This is a genomic window from Acinetobacter sp. YH16044 (genome assembly GCF_013417145.1).
GTDB lineage: Bacteria > Pseudomonadota > Gammaproteobacteria > Pseudomonadales > Moraxellaceae > Acinetobacter > Acinetobacter amyesii.
In genome coordinates this window covers 1-20,447 of record NZ_VPEK01000029.1, presented here as the reverse complement: position 1 = coordinate 20,447, position 20,447 = coordinate 1, and the positions used below count along the sequence as shown (strand labels likewise).

Genomic DNA, 20,447 nt, shown 5'->3' with positions numbered 1-20,447 from the left:
AAGATCGAACTGCTAGGGATCAAAACGCTGTACTGAAATGGTCACTCTAAGGCATAGCCGATCGGTCGTTTTGTCCCTACAATATAGAAAACGCAAATCATTTTAGAGACGCTCACATGTATACAGGCATCGTGCAAGGTTTAGAAAAAGTCTTAGACATTCGTCAAGGCAATGGCTTCACAACCTTGGTGATTTCAAATCATCAGAATTTTTTTCATGATGTCTTTATCGGAGCAAGTGTAGCGATTAATGGCGTGTGTTTAACGGCCACACATATTGATTTGGCAGCCAACCAAGTACATTTTGATGTCTCAGATTTGACCAATCAACTCACCACGCTAAAAGCTCTCAAGGCCGGTGATGAGGTCAATGTCGAACGCTCAGCCAAAGTTGGCGCAGAAAATGGTGGTCACAATCTATATGGACATATCGAAGGCACAGCCACGATCAAAAACTTAGAACATCGTGGGGAAACCTTTCATCTCGATATTCACATTCCGGCAGGCAATATTAAATATTTCTTTCTCAAAGGTTTTATTGGACTCAATGGTTGCAGTTTGACTGTGAACCGTGTTGATCGTGCCAATAGTGAAATTTCAATCGATCTCATTCCTGAAACACTGCGCCTCACTACATGGAAAGATGTCCAAGTCGGTGATGCCGTGAATTATGAAATTGATCAAACAACGCGAACCTTAGTCGATACCTTAGAAAATATTCATCAGCGTTAAAATCGACTGACAGCACATTGCAAAAAGCCTCCCTTTCGGAGGCTTTTTATTGGCTCATTTGCAATATACGTTTAAGAATAAAAACTTGGATCTGGCACTTTGGCTGTGAGCACCCATTCACCAACTTCCTGATATTTATAATCAATCGGATCGTGCAGGGTCTGGGTACGCACATTGCGCCAGAAGCGGTCTAAATTCAGTTTGGCCGTCGTGGCACGTGCACCCATCACTTGGAAAATATTTTGCGTAATGTACAGCGAGCTATTGGTGGCTGCAATTTTGGCTGTTGCAATCGCAATAGAGACTTCTCCACGTTGTTCCGCCGTCAAAGCTTCACCAATCTCCCAAGCCCCTTGCAAACGCTGAACCGCTTTATCTGCCAATAAACGTACACTTTCTAATTGCACATAAAACTCAGCAAATTGCTTTTGAATAAATGGGTCATTCACTGCATTTTCAGCCAGAGATTTTGACCACGCCTTTTGGTTTTGAACCGTCTGTTTTGCTGTTTCAAAAGCCCCTTCTGCCACCCCTAAAAACATATGCACAAAGATCAACTGTGCAATCAACGGACGCAAGCTTGAATACGGTGTACTCAAAGGCCCCGGGTTCAGTAGTAATTCATCTTTGGAAATTTTGACCTGTTCAAAATGGCTGCTTCCACTGTCGGTTTGACGTTGTCCCATATTGTCCCAATCGCCGAGAAAACTGACGCCTTCACGTGCTGTAGGAATCACCCCGATCAATAATTTTCCATCGTCATTGAACCCGGAACACAGCAAAATATCTGAATCCATGGAACCCGAACAGAAGCTTTTATCGCCATGAAACACATATTCATGTTCAGACAGTTGCGTCGCTGTAGTACGACGGTCCAAAGGGTTTAAGGTATTACCCCAAAATAAATGCTCACGTGCAGTCTGTTCAAACCACGGGCCATATTGCTCTGGCTGCGCGAACAACTGTACCGTTGCAATCAATAAATGATGGAAACCATAAACATGCGCCAATGAGCTATCCACTTGGGCAATGGTTTGAATGGTTTTAAAAATCGTCTGCCAATCTGCACCCTGTCCACCGTATTGCTGTCCAATGGACAGTGCAAGCAAACCACTTTGACGAATCAAATCACGTTCAGCTTTGGGATTTCCCCCCTGCTTATCACGCTGAGCAGCCGTCGTGGCAAATTCTGCCGCCAGTTTTTTGGCAATGTCGATCGGATCTTGAGTCAATGGAATTGAAGCGTTCATATATCTGTCTGATTATTCTGTTACCGTTTTAGCTTAACAAAGTAGAGGCATTCAGCTTATCTCAATGCCTGCAGTCTATATCTGTAAAATCTATATCTTATGAAATCTAAGTCACCAAGATTCAGGCGACTTATAATTTGATCATTTTATACGTCGTATTTAGGATGGATAAAATCCATCATGAACGTCCCTTCATCCTAATCAACTTTTATAGGAGAAAGGACGTTCATTATTGCTTTAATAATCCTTCATATAAGCCATAGTGAACTTTCATCAGAACGTGATCACTCACGCTCAAATTGTTCTTATGACTTCGGATAAACCGTAGCAATCAAATGTTCAACCACTTGAGGTTCTGCCAAGGTCGAGGTATCACCTAAAGAGTCCAACTCATTGGCCGCAATTTTTCTTAAAATACGGCGCATGATTTTACCAGAACGGGTTTTCGGTAAGGCCGGCGCCCAATGCAATGCATCTGGCGTTGCCACTGGTCCAAGGACTTTGCGTACCCAAGCCACCAGTTCCTGACGTAACTCATCCGTCTCTGCTGTCCCTGCTTGTAAGGTCACAAAGGCGCAAATCCCTTGCCCTTTAATATCATGTGGCATACCCACCACAGCAGACTCTGCCACAGCATCATGTGCAACCAGCGCACTTTCAATTTCAGCCGTTCCCAATCGATGCCCTGAAACGTTCAAGACGTCATCCACACGACCCGTAATCCAATAATAGCCAGACTCGTCACGACGTGCGCCATCACCTGTAAAATACGTCCCCGGATAAGTGGAGAAATAGGCTTCAATAAAGCGCTCAGGATCACCCCAAATGGTTCGCATTTGTCCCGGCCAAGAATCCTTAATCACCAAATTGCCTTCTACGGCACCTTCAAGCTCATTGCCTTCAGCATCGACAATCGCAGGTTGTACACCAAAGAATGGACGCGTCGCTGAACCCGGTTTTAAATCGGTTGCTCCCGGCAATGGCGTAATCATGAAACCACCCGTCTCTGTTTGCCACCATGTATCCACCACTGGGCAGCGGCTTTCACCTACCACGGTGTAGTACCAATTCCATGCCTCTGGGTTAATGGGTTCACCCACCGAACCTAGTAAACGCAGACTACTGCGGTCACTTTCTCGGACAAAGGCATCCCCTTCTCGCATCATGGCGCGAATTGCAGTCGGTGCCGTATATAAAATAGTGACATTATGTTTATCGACAATATGTCCGGTACGTGCCCAACTTGGATATTGCGGCACCCCTTCAAACATCACGGTGGTAGTACCATTCGACAATGGGCCATACAACACATAAGAATGTCCTGTAATCCAACCAACATCGGCAGTACACCAAAACACATCATCTTGTTTTAAGTCAAAAACCTCACGGAAAGTACAATTCACATAGGTCAAATAGCCACCCGTGGTGTGCAATACGCCTTTCGGTTTTCCAGTTGAACCTGATGTATATAAAATAAACAGCGGGTCTTCGGCATTCATGGGTTCAGGTGGGCAGATATCATTAACCGACATGATTTCCATGTGATACCACAAATCACGATCCGCTTTCATTTCGATCGGATTACCTGTACGGTGCACCACAATGACATTTTGAACCGAAGATGTGCCTTCAATGTCGAGTGCAAGATCGACATTTTCTTTGAGTGGAATGGGCTTACCACCACGCATCCCACAATCCGCAGTAATCACGACTTTCGCCTGACTATCATCAATACGACTAGCCAATGAGTCTGGTGAGAACCCGCCAAAAACCACGCAGTGTACTGCACCAATTCGGGTACAGGCCAACATCGCAATTGCCGCTTCTGGCACCATTGGCATATACAGCACCACACGGTCGCCTTTGCCCACGCCATGTTTTTTCAGCACATTAGCAAAACGGCAAGTTTCATCATGCAGTTCTTCAAAAGAAATGATTTTATGCCGTGAAGGATGATCTCCTTCCCAAATAATGGCTGGTTTATGTGGATGTTCTTTTAAATGTCGATCGAGACAGTTGGCACTGACATTCAGTTCACCGTCAGCAAACCACTCAATCTTGAAATCATCTTGCTTAAAATTTGTATTTTTAACTTGGGTAAACGGTTTGATCCAATCGATCTTTTGCGCTTGCTCCGCCCAAAACTCATCTGGTTGTTCAATCGATTTTTGATAACGCTCAAAGTACTCCGACTCATTGATGCGCGCGGTTTTTTTAAAACTTTCAGGTACTGGATAGATCTCTTTCATATTGTATTTTCCTTGATCTGATTCATCTCATCACGAGATGCCATGCCACATTTCTACTTTTATAATTTCTGCATCACAGCAGTATGACGATTAATTTTTAATCGCAGCAATCATGCTTTGGTCGTATTATTCTTTCCCATTTAAAGCACATCTATAAGCAAAATTTCAACAAAAACATGTTTCAATTCAGTATCTGATCAGTTCATTTGAACCTATAATGCAAAGGTAATTTTACTCAGCATTCCACTTTTTTATTCTTCCATACACGTTGAGTTGACCCAAGCATGAATACCAATGACTCTTCTTTCTTTTCCCGTCAGACGACCACTACATCGGATAATCCCCTGAAACCAGATGGACGTTTTGGTCGACTGAGCATGATTGGTTGGTATGGCTTTCTCAATATCATCAGCTTTTTTGCCTTGATCGCTTTAAGCCTTGCCGTGGGTATTTTCAACATCAATACCATGGCGTTAAATGAGCAATTTGTTGGCATATTCACAGGGGTATCTGGCCTCGCCTATTTGGCGATTATTATTCTCTACATTTATTTTTATTGTGTCTTTGTCGTGCGTCGGCTGCATGACCTCAATAAAGCCGGTTGGTTGCTACTATTATTATTTATCCCCGTGATCAATCTGTTCTTTATCCTGTATTTATTATTGGCCTCAGGCACACCGACCGTAAATCAATACGGCGCGCCACGCCCTGCTGCGGTTTGGGAAAAAATTCTGGCATGGTTGATGATTTTAATCAGTGTCTTGTCGCTCTTGGCTACAGGTAGCATCACCTCGTATATGATGGGTAGCGGAGAAATTGAATCGCCTACAGAAATCATTCAACAAGGTACTGAATACTTCTAAGCCACTGACCGAATTTGAGCCTGTCTGAATTTTGATACATCTGTTCGCAAGCCTGTAAATGAGGGTTATTTTCGCCACTAATTTCAGGCAAAATAGCGAAAAATCTGAACATTTGGAAAACTCGTGGCTGAAAAAGAAAATGCCTTGAGTGATGTCACTCAAGGCACGACTCAACTTTTGCAAGAGGCAACAGAAAAAACCGCACAAACCGTGCTGGAACATACCTCTAAATATAATGACGCATACTCAACGATCGATAAATTTGTCGATGGATTTTGGGAACGCCTGCCTTATATTTGTATCGCATTAATTGTTTTTACGATCTTCTATCTACTGTCAAAACTCTTTAGATTCTTTGTTCGTAAAGCGCTCACTGACCGTTCTTATTCAAAACAAAATCTAGTTTTGGTCCTGAACCGTGTGGGTAGCTCAGCCATTATGTTCTTCGGTTTCCTAATTGCAATGGTCATTGCGATTCCTGGGTTCACACCGGGTCAGCTCATGAGTGCATTGGGGATTGGTTCGGTCGCAATCGGTTTCGCGTTTAAAGATATTTTCCAGAACTTACTGTCGGGTATTTTGATTCTCCTCGGTGAACCGTTTAAAATCGGTGACGACATTATTGTGTCAGGAATGGAAGGTACGGTTGAAGATATTCAGATCCGTGCAACCTTCCTACGTTCTCCCGATGGTCGTCGTATCGTGATTCCAAACGCGACGGTTTACACCAGTGCGGTAACGGTGAATACCGCTTATCAACGTCGTCGTTGTGAATTTGTGGTTGGTATTGGTTATGAAGATGATATTCAAAAAGCTAAAAATATTGTTTTGGCTATTTTGGACAAAGACCCAACCATTTTGAGCCAACCTGCGTTTACCGTAAACGTGAATGCTTTGGCTGATTTCTCGGTCAATCTGAATGTCCGTTGGTGGGTAGATACCACAGAGACCACCACTGCGAACTCGATCAGTGAAGTGCAAGAACACGTTATCCAAGCATTCAATCAAAATGGTATTTCAATTCCTTACCCTGTACAGGAAGTTAAAGTTTACCGTGGTGATCAAGCTGAGACAGAAGCGTCAACAGCTAAATAATCGCCCTAAAACGTACGGAATCACAGTTTCTGTCCGGATAATTCGGTTGCCTAAGCTGACTGCTTGGCAGCCGTTTTTTATGAGTAAATCGACCTCATAAGGGATATATCCACCTTCAGGTCCAATGATGATCGTACATCCATGTTGAATTCCTGTAGGCATCACATCTTCGACATAAGGATGCGCCACATAAGCGGGATAGTCTGACGAGATCATGCTCGGTAGAACATCCTCCACAAAGGGTTTAAAACGTTTATACAGTTCAATTTTGGGCGCAATGGTGTCACCTGCCTGCTCCAAACCTAAGGTCACATAGTGATCGAGCTGCTGTAAAAATGGGGTCTGCCAATAGCTTTTATCCACGCGATAACTGTGCAGCAAAATGATTTTTTCTACGCCTAAGGTGACGGCATCCATGATCAGACGGCGCAACACTTTCGGACGAGGCATTGCCACAATTAAAGTCACCGGATGCTTTGCAGGTACTTCTTCTTCTTGTAAGGGTTTAAGTTGAATGCGCTCATCACTGATACTGACGATTTGGGTTAAATAGCGTCTTCCTTCCCGAATACCGACTTTGAGTGTATCGCCCACCTGTATATTCACATGGTTTTTTAAATGCTCAATTTGACGTTTGGCGCTAATACTCCAAAGTTCAGATTCAGTTTGACGAGGATCAAGCAAGACGATGTTCATAAATAACCATATCAATTCACGCAAAGCATATGTCATTGAGGACAGGCGACATGGATGTCGCCTGTGCGCTGAGGTACAGGAAGTACCTTCAGCGTACAGAGGATTTTTGCTACTTTTAATCCTTTAAAAGTAGATTATGCCTACGAATAGGATGTTCAACGATCACCATAAAATAAGGCCGTGATAAAACTTGCCTAATAAAAATTAATGTATCGCAAAATTAAAACTTAAAGGTACTGATCAATCACTTGAATATGTTGAGCCAATGACCCTGTATTCTTTTGCATAATCTGCTGCGCTGCAGCATTCAAACACTGAGCTTGAAGCTTATCTTCGATTAACTCAAACAACACCTGAGCAGCCTGTTCTGCATCTTGCACTACTCTCACGCCTTGAGCAGCAACGAACTCATCCACAATGGTCTGAAAATTAAAATAATGCTGACCTAATACTGTCGGGACATGCAGCGCGATAGGCTCCAAAATATTATGTCCACCGCCCGGTTCATTTAAAGAACCACCGACAAAACACGCCTGACTCAGTGCCAGCCAAAGCCATAATTCGCCCATACTATCCGCCAAATATACTTGCGTTTCAGGCTGAATCGTTTGCTTTAAACTGCGGCGCTGTGTGCGTAAATTCAGTTTCTGCGCTTCTACAAAAACGTCATCAAAGCGTTCAGGATGCCGTGGTACGACGATACATAACAGCTCAGGCTGTTGTTGCAAAATCGGCTGCAGCGCTGCGAGTAGTTTTTGTTCTTCTGGCGCATGCGTACTGGCAATGGTAATGATTTTGCGCTCTTGCAAAGCCCAATCTTCACGCAACTGCGCTGCTTGTTGCACAAAGCTATCGGGTGCATGAATATCAAACTTGATACTTCCCACGACCTGACTGGTATGGGGGTTTGCACCCAACTCAATAAATCGCGCTAAAGTTGCCTGATCTTGCGCCAATAATTGTTTCAAACTCTTTAGCATCGGCTGCGTCAAACTCGGGACTTTGCTATAACCCTTCGCCGATTTTTCAGATAATCTGGCATTAATCAATAAACACGGAACGTTAGCCTGATCGGCTTCAATCATCAAATTTGGCCAGAGTTCTGTTTCGACCAGAGCCAACATTTTCGGTTGATATTTTTCGATAAAACGACAGACTAATTTTTTTTGATCTGCTGGCAAATACACGGCCTGAAACAGCGATTCATACGGTGATTTTAAAAATAATTGTTTCGCACGCGCTTGTCCGGTTTTGGTCGTATTGGTAACCAAGACCGGATGACCTGCTTTGAGATAATGTTCAATCAGCGGCTGTGCAGCGTTGGTTTCTCCTACGGAAACCACATGAAACCAAATTGCATTGCGGTTTTTAACCGGCTGAAATGGCCCAAAGCGCTCAAGACACTCTTGCTGATATAGTTGGAGATTTTCAGCACGTTTTTTGATGCGCCATTGATATAGCGGCTTAATCAGCGCCAAAGCTGCGTTATACCAAAAAGGAGTAGTCAAATTATTACGCTCAAAAACGGTTTGAATCGGCAGAATATATCAGAGCATTATCCACATGTTAATGGATAATGCGTATTCAAGTGTCGATTAATACGTTGAACGTCCTGAACCAAATTTATTTTTCATGCTTGGATAATCAATATAGCCTTCGGCAACATCTGTTCCAATCATGTTTTCCAACTGCAATTCATTCAGTGCAGCATTCGCTAGCAAACGTTCAAACAAATCTGGATTGGCAATATAGGCTTTACCAAAAGACACCGCATCGGCTTTACCTGAGGCCAATAAATCTACAGCATCTTCACGGCTTAAACGCATATTGGCAATATATGGCACACCATTTGAGCGCTGTTTCAGATAGTCACTAATACTGTCATCCGCCAGATATTCACGGGTAAAGAAGAATGCAATCTTCCGCAGCCCCAACTGCTCTAAGGCATAGCCAAAGGTTTCACGTGGATCATGATCGCCCATGTCGTGTTCATCACCACGCGGCGCAAGATGCACACCTACACGACCTGCCCCCCACACTTCGATCAGCGCATCCACTACTTCAAGTAATAAACGTGCGCGGTTTTCGACAGAGCCACCATACTCATCTTCACGTAGATTGGTTTTACTTTGTAGGAATTGATCGATCAAATAACCATTGGCCGCATGCAATTCCACACCATCAAAACCGGCTTCTTTGGCTTTGATCGCAGACTGTTTGTATTGCTCAACAATGCTTTTGATTTCTGCAATTTCTAATGGACGTGGCACGACATATTCGCGTTTTGGACGAAGCAGACTGACATAACCTGCCTGTTGTACCGCACTGGCAGACACTGGTGTATCACCATCCAACAGATCTGGATGTGAGACACGTCCGACATGCCACAATTGCGCCACAATTAAACCTTGCTGTTCATGTACGGCTTGGGTCACCAGTTTCCAGCCTTGAACTTGAGCATCGGTAAATAAACCCGGCGTCTGCAAATAGCCATTAGCTGCTTCTGAAATGACTGTTGCTTCTGAAATGATTAATCCAGCACTTGCACGCTGTGCATAATATTCAGCCATCATCGGCGTTGGAACACGGTCAATGGTTGCACGACTACGGGTTAGTGGCGCCATTACAACGCGATTTTTGAGGTGTAAATCACCCAAAATGAGAGGAGTATTAAGTTCAGCCATATATGTCTCGCCTGACACTTCAAATGCGAAAAATGATTTAAAGTGAGTTTTGCAGATAATCGATATATTGCTGAATGAGTTCTTCATTGCGTGAGAAATACGACCATTGACCATATTTCTCGGCTTGAATTAAGCCCGCCTGTTGTAACACAGACAAATGATTAGACATCGTAGACTGCGAAACATTACCGAGTTTTTCGATATTGCCAGCGCATACACCACGATTAAAGCCGCCACATTGTTCTTCTGACAAAAATTGTTCAGGTGTTTTCAACCATTCCAAGATTTGACGTCGAGTCGGATTGGCAAGTGCTTTAAAAATTAAATCAATATCCATAATTTAAACGGGTTTAATTAAATAAAAATTTGGACAACAAAGTTCTATTCAGCATCTTGAATACATCATATCGTATTTTTTCGATTTTTATATCGATTTTTTTAGATATGATGATCGAAAACAGATAGAACTTTGTTTTCTATATAAATTTAAATTACAAACCTTGTTTGAGGCTGGCTTCAATAAACTTATCTAAATCGCCATCAAGCACTGCACCAGTGTTTGAACTTTCCACACTGGTACGTAAGTCTTTAATACGCGAGTCATCTAAAACGTATGAACGAATTTGGCTGCCCCAACCGATATCGGACTTGGTGTCTTCCAACGCTTGTGCCGCATCATTACGTTTTTGCATTTCAAGTTCGTACAATTTTGCACGTAACTGTTTCCATGCATGGTCACGATTGGCGTGCTGTGAACGTTGGTTCTGACATGCCACCACAATCCCTGTTGGAGCGTGAGTTAAACGTACCGCAGAGTCTGTTTTGTTAATGTGCTGACCACCCGCACCAGATGCACGATAGGTATCAGTACGAACATCAGCTGGATTTATTTCAATTTCAATATTGTCATCAATTTCAGGGGATACAAAAACCGCTGAGAATGAAGTATGGCGACGGTTACCCGAGTCAAAAGGTGACTTACGGACTAAACGGTGTACGCCAGATTCTGTACGTAACCAACCATATGCATACTCACCTTCTACACGGATCGTTGCAGACTTGATCCCTGCCACATCACCATCAGACTCTTCCATCACTTCTGCTTTAAAGCCATGCCGTTCAATCCAACGTAGATACATACGCAGTAACATCGATGCCCAGTCCTGTGCTTCAGTACCACCTGAACCTGCTTGGATTTCAACATAGCATGGGTTCGGGTCCATCGGATTACTGAACATACGACGGAATTCTAATTTCGCAAGTTCTGCTTCCGCTGAAGTTAACTCTGCTTGCACATCTGCAAGTAAGCTTTCTTCTTCTGCTTCAACCGCAAGATCCAGCATCGCTTGGGCATCTTCTAGTTGAGTTGAAAGCCCTTCGAGCACGTTAATGACGTTTTCGAGTTCACCTTTTTCTTTTGCCATTGCTTGCGCACGGCTTTGATCATTCCAAATTGCTGGGTCTTCCAGCTCACGTAGAACCTCTTCTAAACGCTCTTTTTTCAGATCGTAGTCAAAGATACCCCCGTAATGTTTGACCACGGTCGTTTAAGTCTTTTAGCTGTAATAGATACGGATTAATTTCCACGTGAATTACTCTCAATCAAAAAATTTGGCTTAAATAGCCGCCTATTATATCACAGAGAATTTGCACAGTTTCAGCCAGATTGATCATCCAAATCATTGACTTCAATGCACATAATATGAACAATACGCTCGCATTACTATTTATTACATTTTTTTTACAACAATAATGTTTCGAGGGTTTTATGAAAAAGACATTACTTGCACTAGGCTTAGCTGTAATCGCATCTTCAAGTTTTGCTTATGACGGCCAAATTGATGGCGGTTTTACTTATACAGATTGGGATGATGATTTTACTGATACTGATAATACATTCAACCTAAAAGGTACTTTGTATTTTGACTCAGTACAAACTGGTAATGGTCCATTAAATGAAGCTGCATTTCTAGGTCATAACAGCAATGCCTATCTTGGTTATTCATATAACACTTGGGAAAGTAATGAAGTTTTTGGTTCAAAACTTGAATCTGATACTCACCACTTAACCGCAGGTATTGAATATTTTGTCGATCAATTCTATATCAATGGTGAAATTGGTCTTGGTCAATACAATCAAAAAGAAACTGAATTTGGTCAAACTCTTTATGATGAAGACTACGATGTGACTACTTACCGTGCATTAGTGGGTTATCTTCCTGTATCAAACCTATTACTTGCTGCAGGTATTGATGGCTATCAAGGCGACAACGATGAAGACGAAGACAACCGTTTTGCTGTAAAAGCAAAATATGTTGCGCCGTTGAACAATGGTCAATACATCAACCTTGAAGCAGATGGTGCTTTTGGTGATGTAGATGCTGTTACGATTGGTGCAGACTACTACTTCGACCAAGCATTTAGCGTTGGCGCTGCTTATAGCATCGTTGATAACGGTGAAGAAGATACAGATTACTTCGCTATTCGTTCAAAATACTTCCTTAACCCGAACCTAGCAATCGGTGGTCAAGTTGGTTTTGGCGATGACGTTCAAGCGTTCAACATCAATGCAACTTTACGTTTCTAATTTCGTTTGAATTAGGAATGTGCATTAAAAAAGCACCTCAAATTTGAGGTGCTTTTTTCTTTTGGATGTAATATTTACTTTAAAAAAAGTCCAGTTGTTGACCAAATAATCTACAAATTCATAATATCTACACAGTTTTAATAAAACAAAACATTAATAATAATTATATATTTTTCAATATCTTAAATAATTAAAATTACATAAAATTACCGAATACACAGTTCTGCAACTTTGCAGCGATTGACCATCTTTAAAAATTCTCTAGACTAAAACTTGTAACAAAAAATGTATTAAATTTAGCCAAACAATTTAGAGGGGTAGTTTCCATGAAAAAACTCGCAATTGCTTCAGCACTTCTTTCTGCACTTGCTATTACAGGTACAGCTCATGCTTATCAAGCAGAAGTGGGCGCTTCAGCTGGTTACATCGACCCAGATAATGGAAGCTCTGGCAGTGAATTTGGTGTAAACGGTACTTATTACTTCAACCCTGTTCAAACGCGTAACGCTCCTCTTGCAGAAGCTGCATTCTTAAACCGTGCAAGTAACGTAAATGCACATGCAACTTTCGCTGACCGTGGCAATGTTGACGACAATACTTATGGCGTTGGTATCGAATATTTCGTACCAAACTCAGATTTCTATGTATCTGGTGATGTAAGCCGTAATAATGTCGAAGTTGACACTGCAGTCGGCACAGTAGACAACGATACAACTTACTACGGTGCTGAAGTCGGTTATCTTCCTGCACCAGGCTTCTTAGTTGCAGTTGGTGTGAAAGGTTGGGATAACGATGAAGATGACGGCGTAGATCCAACTTTACGTGCTAAATACGTAACAACTTTAAGCAATGGTAAAGACATCAACCTTGAAGCGGGTGCAGCATTCGGTGATCTAGATGAATTCAATCTAGCAGCGGATTACTTCATCGACAAAACTTTCAGCGTTGGTGCTGACTACTACAACAACGATGTCACTGATCGTAATGAAGTAGGGATCAATGCACGTAAATTCTTCAACCAACAAGTAAGCCTTGAAGGTCGTGTTGGTTTCGGTGAAGTTGGCAACAATGACTACAATTCATTTGGTGTAGCAGCGAAATACCGCTTCTAATCCATTGAAGTCAAAACCATAAAAAAACCGCTCTTATGAGCGGTTTTTTTATTTGCCTGTCAAAATAAAATTTATTGAGCCAAGTGTAAAACTCTCAATTGAACACTGACATTTCCTCTAAATTCATTTTTATCGAGTTCGTAGACCAAGCGGATTTGATCTTGCATTGGATTAAATTCATACTTTTCTGCTGCATTAAATGCAATTGCGTCCACCATTAAGCCATTATCTAAAGCAAGTTTTAATTTCAGATGCACATCTTTCAACCAACGATAATCTAAAACTTTAAATAGACCTTCATAGACCGGTGCAGGAAATTTTTGTCCCCATGGGCTTAAATTTTGCAGAAGATCGACGGTTTCAACATTAATGGCCGAATCAGGCAATTCACCATCTGTCCAAATAGTCGCCTGAAATAAACTTTCATCTTGCTCAGCGATGAGTGCTTCAAAAGCGGTTTTAAATTCAGAAAAATGCTGCTTTTGAATGGTTAGTCCTGCTGCGGCAGCATGTCCACCAAAATGACTCACTAAATGCGGATGTAATTCAGCAATACGCTCAATACTGTCTCGAATATGAATACCTTCGATAGAACGCGCAGAGCCTTTAATATGTACGCCATCCTCATCTGCGGCAAAGACGATTGCAGGTCTATGAAATTGTTCTTTCAAACGCCCTGCAACAATCCCAATCACCCCTTGATGCCAATGCTGTTCAAACATGATCAAGGCTGCAGGTAAGTTATCCTGATCAAGCTGAATATGTTCTAACTCAGCCAGAGCTTCCTGTTTAATCTGCCCTTCGACTTGGCGTCTTTCAATATTGAGTTGATTCAACTGCTGCGCAATCGGATAAGCCGTACTTAAATCCGCCGCAATCAGACACTCAATCCCAATATCCATAGTCTCCATACGCCCAGCTGCATTGAGTCGTGGGCCGACCACAAAGCCCAAGTCTTGTGCTTTTAACTGTGCGGGATCACGACCAGCGATATCCAATAATGCACTGATCCCTGGACGACATAGTCCTTGCTGAATCCGCTTCAAACCAGCATCGATCAAGATCCGATTATTCAGATCTAGACTTGCAACATCGGCATAAGTGCCTAAAGCCACCAAATCCAAATATTGGCTGAGGTTGGCTGTGGATTTAGCATTTTTTTTACGCATACTGGCCAAATTGGCCAACACATAAAATGCAACACCTACGCCAGCCAAGGCTTTACTTGGAAATTCACATCCCAGCTGATTAGGATTTACCACCGCTTCTGCTTGTGGTGTTTCCTTTGTGGTCAGGTGATGATCGGTAATGATCACCTGCATACCATGCGCCTGCGCCTGTGCTACACCGGCATGACTCGAAATTCCATTATCGACTGTAATCAACACATCTGGAGTAAAGCTCACGAAGGCCAAATCAGCAATGGCAGGTGTCAGACCATAACCATATTTGAAACGATCTGGAACCAGATATTCAACATCCGCGCCCATATCACGCAGTGCCAAGACCATCAATGCAGTACTGGTTGCACCATCGGCATCATAGTCGCCTACAATGACAATTTTTTTATGTGCATCAATGGCTTGGTCGATCAACTCTATAGCTTGCTGCATGCCTTTTAAGGTCGGGGCATGTAAATGCTTGAGCTTCAATTCCAGTTCTTGTGCGGAAGAAACCCCGCGACGTGCCAATAAGTCCGCAATAAACGGCGCAACGCCCTGAATATCTTCAGGGCGCGTCAAATAGGGTCTTTGTTGAATTAAAAGTTTAGACATTTATGGCATCAGTCGCTGTAGAACCCATTGACCATCCTGTTGTTCATAACTCAAGCGGTCATGTAAACGATTCGGACGGCCTTGCCAAAATTCATAATAATCCGGAACTAAACGATAGCCACCCCAAAACTCAGGTTTCGCCAATACGTCTTTGCTTTCCACTTGATCATGCAAATTTTGGAATCGCTGTTGTAATTCTTCACGACTGGCGATAACACCACTTTGTGGAGTGCTAATGTGTGCTGCGATTTGGCTGTCACGCGGTCGTTTGTGGTAATAATCCGTCGATTCTTCAAGAGAAATCTTTTCCACACGACCACTGACCCGAATTTGACGTTCCTGCTCTTGCCAATAAAACAATAATTCTGCATAAGGATTATCGAGCAGATCATTGCCTTTTTGACTGTCATAGTTGGTGTAGAAGTCATAACCTGAATGGGTCGCACCGCGCAACAAGACCGTCCGCACGTGCGGACGACCTTGGGCATTTGCCGTCGCCAAAGACATAGCATAGGGTTCATGCAATTGTGCTGCTAAGGCATGGTTAAACCATAATAAAAACTGCTCATGTGGATCATGGTTCACCTGATCTTCATGCAACTCACCTTTTTGATAAGTTAAACGCAGTTCACTTAAGTCCTTAATCACATCATTCATGCAATTTCCCCTCTTGATTTAAGCTGCATTGGCACGAACAGCATCGGCCAAATGATTTGCCAAAGCGGTAACTTCTTCAAGGTCATTACCTTCAACCATGACTCGAATCACCGGCTCTGTGCCTGATTTACGAATCAAGATGCGACCACGCCCTTTAAGCTGAGCTTCAGCTTTTTCAAATTCAGACACCAAAGCTGGTACAGCATACGGGTCAAACATCGCTGCAAGGCGTACATTCACTAATACGTTTGGCAATAATTCAAAACCTTCCACCAATTCATGTAAGGCTTTACCTTGTTCAACCATCACCGTTAACACCTGAAGTGAAGCAATGATCGCATCACCTGTGGTGCTCTTGTCCAAAGTCAGAATATGACCTGATGGCTCACCGCCCGTTACCCAGCCCTTTTCTTCTAGGCCTTGTAAAACATAGCGGTCACCAACTTTGGCACGAAGCAACGGCACTTTGGCTTGATCTAAAGCAATTTCAAGCGCCATATTGCTCATCACGGTACCCACGATACCCGCAGGCTTTTGACTCGCTTGAGTGGCTAAAATATAGAGAATATGGTCACCGGTAATTTGCTGACCATTTTTATCGACCATAATCACACGGTCAGCATCACCATCAAAGGCAATCCCTAAATCCGCCTGATGTTCAACAACTGCTTTTTGTAAAAACTCAGGATGCGTCGAACCACAGTCTTTATTGATGTTCAAACCATCCGGTTCGTTAAACAGCGCAATCACTTTTGCACCCAGTTCACGATATACCGAAGGACCGACGCTATAGGCTGCACCATTGGCACAGTCCACCACAATTTTTAAGCCTGTCAGGTCAAAATGGTACGGGAAGGTTGATTTACAAAACTCGATATAACGACCATTGGCATCTTTAACACGCACACTTTTACCTAAGTTTGCAGGGTCTTCAATCACCAAGTCATTTTCAAGTTCTTTGTTAATGGCTTCTTGAATTTCATCCGGCAATTTTTTACCTTCGCTCGAGAAGAACTTAATACCATTGTCAAAATACGGATTATGCGACGCCGAGATCACGATGCCTAAGCTGGCATGTAATGCACGGGTTAAATGGGCAATTGCGGGTGTAGGTAATGGACCCAACAAATGAACATAAACACCTGCTGCGTTTAAACCGGCTTGTAATGCTGACTCTAAAATATAGCCCGATAATCGGGTATCTTTACCTAGTACAACGATGGGCTTTGCTTTTTTACTGTATTGTTTTAATACTTTACCTGCGGCAAATCCTAGTTTTAATGCAAATTCAGGGGTAATAGGCAATTCACCGAATTTGCCACGAATGCCATCTGTACCAAAATAACTCATGTTGTACTCACTTCTTAATGGTGATCTTAATCATCACTTTTTACTGCAAATACTTTACACCAAAAACAAAAAGGCCGTCATATTAATGACGGCCTTTTCGGCTAAAAGCTACTAAATATCAACCAACACGGTAGTTTGGTGCTTCTTTAGTAATAGTCACGTCATGTACGTGAGATTCAGACATACCTGCCGCAGTAATTTTGACAAACTGTGCATTTTTACGTAAGTCATCGATCACCGCAGAACCGGTATAACCCATAGATGAACGTAAACCACCCATCATTTGATGAACGATGTTACCCATTGGGCCTTTGTACGGTACGCGACCTTCAATACCTTCTGGTACAAGTTTTTCAGCACCGGCTTTTGAGTCTTGGAAATAACGGTCAGCAGAACCTGTTGCACCTGCCATCGCACCCAATGAACCCATACCACGATAAGCTTTGTAGTAACGACCTTGGAAGAATTCAACTTCGCCTGGTGCTTCTTCAGTACCCGCCATCAATGAACCTACCATGATGGTACTCGCACCTGCACCAATCGCTTTTGCCATATCACCAGAGAAACGGATACCACCGTCTGCGATCAATGGAATTTGGTCTTTCAGTGCATTGGCAACGCTGTCAATCGCAGAGATTTGCGGCATACCAATACCAGCAACGATACGTGTAGTACAGATTGAACCTGGGCCAATACCCACTTTCACTGCATCTGCGCCAGCATCTAATAATGCAAGAGCTGCATCACCAGTCGCGATGTTACCGCCAATCACTTGAACTTGTGGATAGTTGGCTTTAACCCAACGTACACGTTCAATTACACCTGCAGAGTGACCATGTGCAGTATCAACAACAATCGCATCAACACCCGCTTCTACCAATGCTTCTACACGGCTTGGTGTTTCTGCACCTGTACCAACTGCAGCACCAACGCGTAAACGACCTAAGTCATCTTTGCAGCTGTTTGGATAGTTTTCAGCTTTACGGAAATCAGTAACCGTGATTAAACCTTTCAGTTCGTTGTTGTCATTTACAACAAGGACTTTTTCAATACGGTGTTTTTGAAGTAATGCTTGGATATTTTCTTTTGATTCGTTTTCACGAACAGTCACCAAACGATCATGACCTGTCATGATGTTACTAACAGGTTGCTCAAGATTGGTTTCAAAACGAGTGTCACGACCAGTAACAATACCCACCACTTGACCGTCTTTCACCACTGGTACACCGCTGATGTTATTTGCTTGAGTTAAAGCAATCAGCTCACGTACAGTCGTTTCTGGTGTAACGGTAATTGGGTCTTTCACCATACCTGCTTCAAATTTTTTCACGCGGCGAACTTCTGCAGCTTGTGCAGCAATATCCATGTTTTTATGCAGGATACCGATACCACCGTTTTGCGCCATTGCAATTGCCATACGTGATTCAGTCACAGTATCCATCGCAGCAGAAACAAGTGGAATATTCAAATTGATGCCACGTGTGAAACGTGTCTTAAGAGAGACATCTTTTGGGAGAACAGTAGAATAGGCAGGGAGTAATAAGACATCATCAAAGGTTAGGGCTTCTTGAACGATGGTCAACATAACAGTCTCGCTGGTAATTTCCGTGAGCCATTATATACAAATTTCCGTTCAATTTTCATTTTAATTGCGGCAATTCTTTACAGAGTTTTCAATATTAACCATCGAATATGCTGTTTTCAGCAAGAATACACTGAGGGTTAGTCAGCAACTTGTTCAATACAGGCAGAATCCGAAGACTCTACCGCTTAATTTCAATAAATTTATTCTGGAACTAAAGCCTTAACTGACTTGATCGAAATCTTCATCATTTTCAGCGTCATGCAGTGGAATACTGATCAATGGAATCATTTGATGCGCGATGCGTGCTTTATTACATTGCTCATCAGCTATCTGCACACTTTTACATGTGGAACTCCGAGCCTCGTACACCCTACAACTCACTGCTTGCCCAATTTTCCCACCCAAAGCGATACAACGAGACTGTGTTTGATTGGTGCCCGCCATACATGAATACACGGCATTAACCGGCTCAGTATAATGTTCGGGCATATTCAGCCCTTCTGCCCAATAAAAAGAAACGCGATAGTGGGCACAACATGCTCCACAGGTTAAACATGCATCCTGAGTCGGTATTTGAGACAACATTTTTATCTATTCTCGTCATCTAAAGGCTTATTTTATGGACGAAAAATACTAAAAAATGTTATCTGCAAACTCAATTATTTTTTCTGAATTTTCAAGTCATTATACTGGGCAAGTAAAGACTGTTTCATCCATTAAATCGACACCACACTGCAAGGTTTCGATCCAATCTAAGAATTGGTTGATCTGTTCTTTACCAATAAATGGCGTGCCGTGCTGCGGTACGATCATTTCCACATCCATCGTCCGTACCATGTTGACCCACAGACGGATCACTTTGTTCGAACACATGTAGCGCTGATGGAAGCCTTTCATTTTAGGAATATGAGCGGCAAAATTTTCTAAAGGTTTAGAGGCATCATCCACCATAGATGCGCCCATATCCCCTGAGAATAAAATTTTGGCAATCGGGTCATAAAATTGGAAGTTACCAACCGAATGTAGGAAATGTGCAGGAACAGCCACCAAATGACTATTGCCTAATGGAATCACCTGACCATGATCTGGCAGTTCGATCAGACGATCCAACCAGTTGCCTTTCATCCGGTCACTCATAAATGCAGAGTTTAAATGCGGTAAGAAACGCGCCCACAGCTTAGATGCCACCACTTTGGCGTCAGTATAAACCAACCAACGCGGCATCGAGGTAATAATGTCTGGGTCCTGATGCGAGGCCATCACATAGTCAAGATTGGTCAAACGGGTATATTTATTCAGTTCCATAGTCAGTGGGACATAGGTCAAGTCACCACCCGGATCGAGCACCGCTGCGCGCTCATTATCCAAAATCAGGAACTGGTTCGCCTGTACGCCCTCGCCTTTTACCAAGCTGGTAAAGCTAATACATTTATGCTTTCCATCATCATAAAGTACCTGTGATGTTGTGCGTTCGAAAGCCATTCCCATTCCCCAAATTTTTTATCAAAAAAAATATATTCTATAGGTTAATAACATATATTTATTTAGGGAAACTTACAATAAATATTCAGTCAATATTATCTGAAATATCAGTGAATTGGGTCTCATTTATTGGCAAAGAATCCTGAGTTTTTAACTCAGGATTTCATGTATTTTTAATATGGTGAGATCATTATTTAAAATAAATAACCCGAATCGCGGATAAGAAATAAACTTGAAAATAAGAAGACTAGAGCCATCAGTTGAGTTACCACACAAAACTCACAACTCTAGTCCTAATGTTCAATAGTACCGAATTATTCTGCGTAATTGA

The 20,447-nt window shown here is 42.6% G+C and carries 18 protein-coding genes; 5 read left to right on the top strand and 13 right to left on the bottom strand.

All coding sequences use genetic code 11. The features are described 5' to 3' along the window. Positions 1–116 precede the first annotated feature (116 nt). Positions 117–731, top strand: coding sequence for a riboflavin synthase subunit alpha (locus tag FTV38_RS13630; RefSeq protein ID WP_180022763.1), 615 nt, complete (start codon positions 117–119; stop codon positions 729–731). A gap of 71 nt (positions 732–802) precedes the next feature. On the opposite strand, the gene FTV38_RS13625 is transcribed toward FTV38_RS13630, so the two are convergent. Further along, positions 803–1,981 (bottom strand): acyl-CoA dehydrogenase family protein, encoded by a 1,179-nt coding sequence (locus tag FTV38_RS13625; protein ID WP_180022762.1) that lies wholly within the window; start codon positions 1,979–1,981, stop codon positions 803–805. A 305-nt stretch (positions 1,982–2,286) separates the two neighbouring features. Beyond that, entirely contained in the window at positions 2,287–4,230 is a 1,944-nt protein-coding gene (gene acs, locus FTV38_RS13620) for an acetate--CoA ligase (RefSeq protein ID WP_180022761.1), read from the bottom strand. A 284-nt stretch (positions 4,231–4,514) separates the two neighbouring features. Between acs and FTV38_RS13615 the strand changes: the two genes are divergently transcribed. After that, positions 4,515–5,093: a DUF805 domain-containing protein gene (locus FTV38_RS13615; protein WP_180022760.1), complete on the top strand. Its 579-nt coding sequence runs from the start codon at positions 4,515–4,517 to the stop codon at positions 5,091–5,093. A gap of 123 nt (positions 5,094–5,216) precedes the next feature. Next, positions 5,217–6,188, top strand: coding sequence for a mechanosensitive ion channel family protein (locus tag FTV38_RS13610; RefSeq protein ID WP_078193200.1), 972 nt, complete (start codon positions 5,217–5,219; stop codon positions 6,186–6,188). Here the strand turns inward: FTV38_RS13610 and FTV38_RS13605 are convergent. The 5 genes from FTV38_RS13605 to prfB all read right to left on the bottom strand — a co-directional run bounded on the left by FTV38_RS13605 (position 6,174) and on the right by prfB (position 11,155). Next, positions 6,174–6,884, bottom strand: a complete 711-nt coding sequence (locus FTV38_RS13605; RefSeq protein WP_180022759.1) for a 16S rRNA (uracil(1498)-N(3))-methyltransferase — start codon at positions 6,882–6,884, stop codon at positions 6,174–6,176. The genes FTV38_RS13610 and FTV38_RS13605 overlap by 15 nt on opposite strands. 227 nt (positions 6,885–7,111) lie before the next feature. After that, the gene (locus FTV38_RS13600; protein ID WP_180022758.1) at positions 7,112–8,392 is read right to left on the bottom strand and encodes a 3-deoxy-D-manno-octulosonic acid transferase; all 1,281 of its coding nucleotides are present in this window, start codon (positions 8,390–8,392) and stop codon (positions 7,112–7,114) included. 87 nt (positions 8,393–8,479) lie between these two features. After that, complete coding sequence (locus FTV38_RS13595; protein WP_180022757.1) at positions 8,480–9,568, bottom strand: alkene reductase; 1,089 nt, start codon at positions 9,566–9,568, stop codon at positions 8,480–8,482. Positions 9,569–9,605: 37 nt separating this feature from the next. Then, positions 9,606–9,905, bottom strand: coding sequence for a helix-turn-helix transcriptional regulator (locus tag FTV38_RS13590; protein WP_078190555.1), 300 nt, complete (start codon positions 9,903–9,905; stop codon positions 9,606–9,608). 154 nt (positions 9,906–10,059) lie between these two features. Beyond that, positions 10,060–11,155, bottom strand: a protein-coding gene (prfB, locus tag FTV38_RS13585; RefSeq protein WP_111884474.1) for a peptide chain release factor 2 whose coding sequence is annotated in 2 segments (ribosomal slippage) — positions 10,060–11,082 and positions 11,084–11,155 — 1,095 coding nt in all. Because the reading frame shifts where the segments join, the coding sequence is not laid out codon by codon here. A gap of 181 nt (positions 11,156–11,336) precedes the next feature. Here prfB and FTV38_RS13580 point away from each other — a divergent pair. Further along, positions 11,337–12,155 (top strand): putative porin, encoded by an 819-nt coding sequence (locus FTV38_RS13580; protein ID WP_180022756.1) that lies wholly within the window; start codon positions 11,337–11,339, stop codon positions 12,153–12,155. Positions 12,156–12,481: 326 nt separating this feature from the next. Beyond that, on the top strand, positions 12,482–13,267 hold the full coding sequence (locus FTV38_RS13575; RefSeq protein ID WP_180022755.1) for a putative porin: 786 nt from the start codon (positions 12,482–12,484) through the stop codon (positions 13,265–13,267). A gap of 71 nt (positions 13,268–13,338) precedes the next feature. On the opposite strand, the gene recJ is transcribed toward FTV38_RS13575, so the two are convergent. The 6 genes from recJ to FTV38_RS13545 form a co-directional block, all read right to left on the bottom strand. Further along, positions 13,339–15,042 carry a single-stranded-DNA-specific exonuclease RecJ gene (recJ, locus tag FTV38_RS13570; RefSeq protein WP_180022754.1) on the bottom strand — a complete coding sequence of 568 codons (1,704 nt, stop codon included), beginning with the start codon at positions 15,040–15,042 and terminating at the stop codon, positions 13,339–13,341. Further along, positions 15,043–15,699: a pyridoxamine 5'-phosphate oxidase gene (pdxH, locus tag FTV38_RS13565; protein WP_180022753.1), complete on the bottom strand. Its 657-nt coding sequence runs from the start codon at positions 15,697–15,699 to the stop codon at positions 15,043–15,045. A gap of 18 nt (positions 15,700–15,717) precedes the next feature. Beyond that, positions 15,718–17,049 (bottom strand): phosphoglucosamine mutase, encoded by a 1,332-nt coding sequence (gene glmM / locus FTV38_RS13560; RefSeq protein ID WP_111884469.1) that lies wholly within the window; start codon positions 17,047–17,049, stop codon positions 15,718–15,720. Between the two features lie 118 nt (positions 17,050–17,167). Then, on the bottom strand, positions 17,168–18,634 hold the full coding sequence (guaB, locus tag FTV38_RS13555; protein WP_078190562.1) for an IMP dehydrogenase: 1,467 nt from the start codon (positions 18,632–18,634) through the stop codon (positions 17,168–17,170). A 219-nt stretch (positions 18,635–18,853) separates the two neighbouring features. After that, positions 18,854–19,219 carry a YkgJ family cysteine cluster protein gene (locus tag FTV38_RS13550; protein WP_168379406.1) on the bottom strand — a complete coding sequence of 122 codons (366 nt, stop codon included), beginning with the start codon at positions 19,217–19,219 and terminating at the stop codon, positions 18,854–18,856. Positions 19,220–19,318: 99 nt separating this feature from the next. Next, on the bottom strand, positions 19,319–20,116 hold the full coding sequence (locus FTV38_RS13545) for an MBL fold metallo-hydrolase (RefSeq protein ID WP_078190564.1): 798 nt from the start codon (positions 20,114–20,116) through the stop codon (positions 19,319–19,321). Positions 20,117–20,447 lie beyond the last annotated feature (331 nt).

Bases quoted from the DNA above. Each gene is read 5' to 3' on its own strand.
- FTV38_RS13545 (WP_078190564.1), bottom strand. From the start codon at position 20,116: ATGGCTTTCGAACGCACAACATCACAGGTACTTTATGATGATGGAAAG.
- FTV38_RS13580 (WP_180022756.1), top strand. From the start codon at position 11,337: ATGAAAAAGACATTACTTGCACTAGGCTTAGCTGTAATCGCATCTTCA.
- recJ (WP_180022754.1), bottom strand. From the start codon at position 15,042: ATGTCTAAACTTTTAATTCAACAAAGACCCTATTTGACGCGCCCTGAA.
- pdxH (WP_180022753.1), bottom strand. From the start codon at position 15,699: ATGAATGATGTGATTAAGGACTTAAGTGAACTGCGTTTAACTTATCAA.
- FTV38_RS13615 (WP_180022760.1), top strand. From the start codon at position 4,515: ATGAATACCAATGACTCTTCTTTCTTTTCCCGTCAGACGACCACTACA.
- acs (WP_180022761.1), bottom strand. From the start codon at position 4,230: ATGAAAGAGATCTATCCAGTACCTGAAAGTTTTAAAAAAACCGCGCGC.
- FTV38_RS13630 (WP_180022763.1), top strand. From the start codon at position 117: ATGTATACAGGCATCGTGCAAGGTTTAGAAAAAGTCTTAGACATTCGT.
- FTV38_RS13590 (WP_078190555.1), bottom strand. From the start codon at position 9,905: ATGGATATTGATTTAATTTTTAAAGCACTTGCCAATCCGACTCGACGT.
- FTV38_RS13625 (WP_180022762.1), bottom strand. From the start codon at position 1,981: ATGAACGCTTCAATTCCATTGACTCAAGATCCGATCGACATTGCCAAA.
- glmM (WP_111884469.1), bottom strand. From the start codon at position 17,049: ATGAGTTATTTTGGTACAGATGGCATTCGTGGCAAATTCGGTGAATTG.
- FTV38_RS13575 (WP_180022755.1), top strand. From the start codon at position 12,482: ATGAAAAAACTCGCAATTGCTTCAGCACTTCTTTCTGCACTTGCTATT.
- guaB (WP_078190562.1), bottom strand. From the start codon at position 18,634: ATGTTGACCATCGTTCAAGAAGCCCTAACCTTTGATGATGTCTTATTA.
- FTV38_RS13595 (WP_180022757.1), bottom strand. From the start codon at position 9,568: ATGGCTGAACTTAATACTCCTCTCATTTTGGGTGATTTACACCTCAAA.
- FTV38_RS13550 (WP_168379406.1), bottom strand. From the start codon at position 19,219: ATGTTGTCTCAAATACCGACTCAGGATGCATGTTTAACCTGTGGAGCA.
- FTV38_RS13605 (WP_180022759.1), bottom strand. From the start codon at position 6,884: ATGAACATCGTCTTGCTTGATCCTCGTCAAACTGAATCTGAACTTTGG.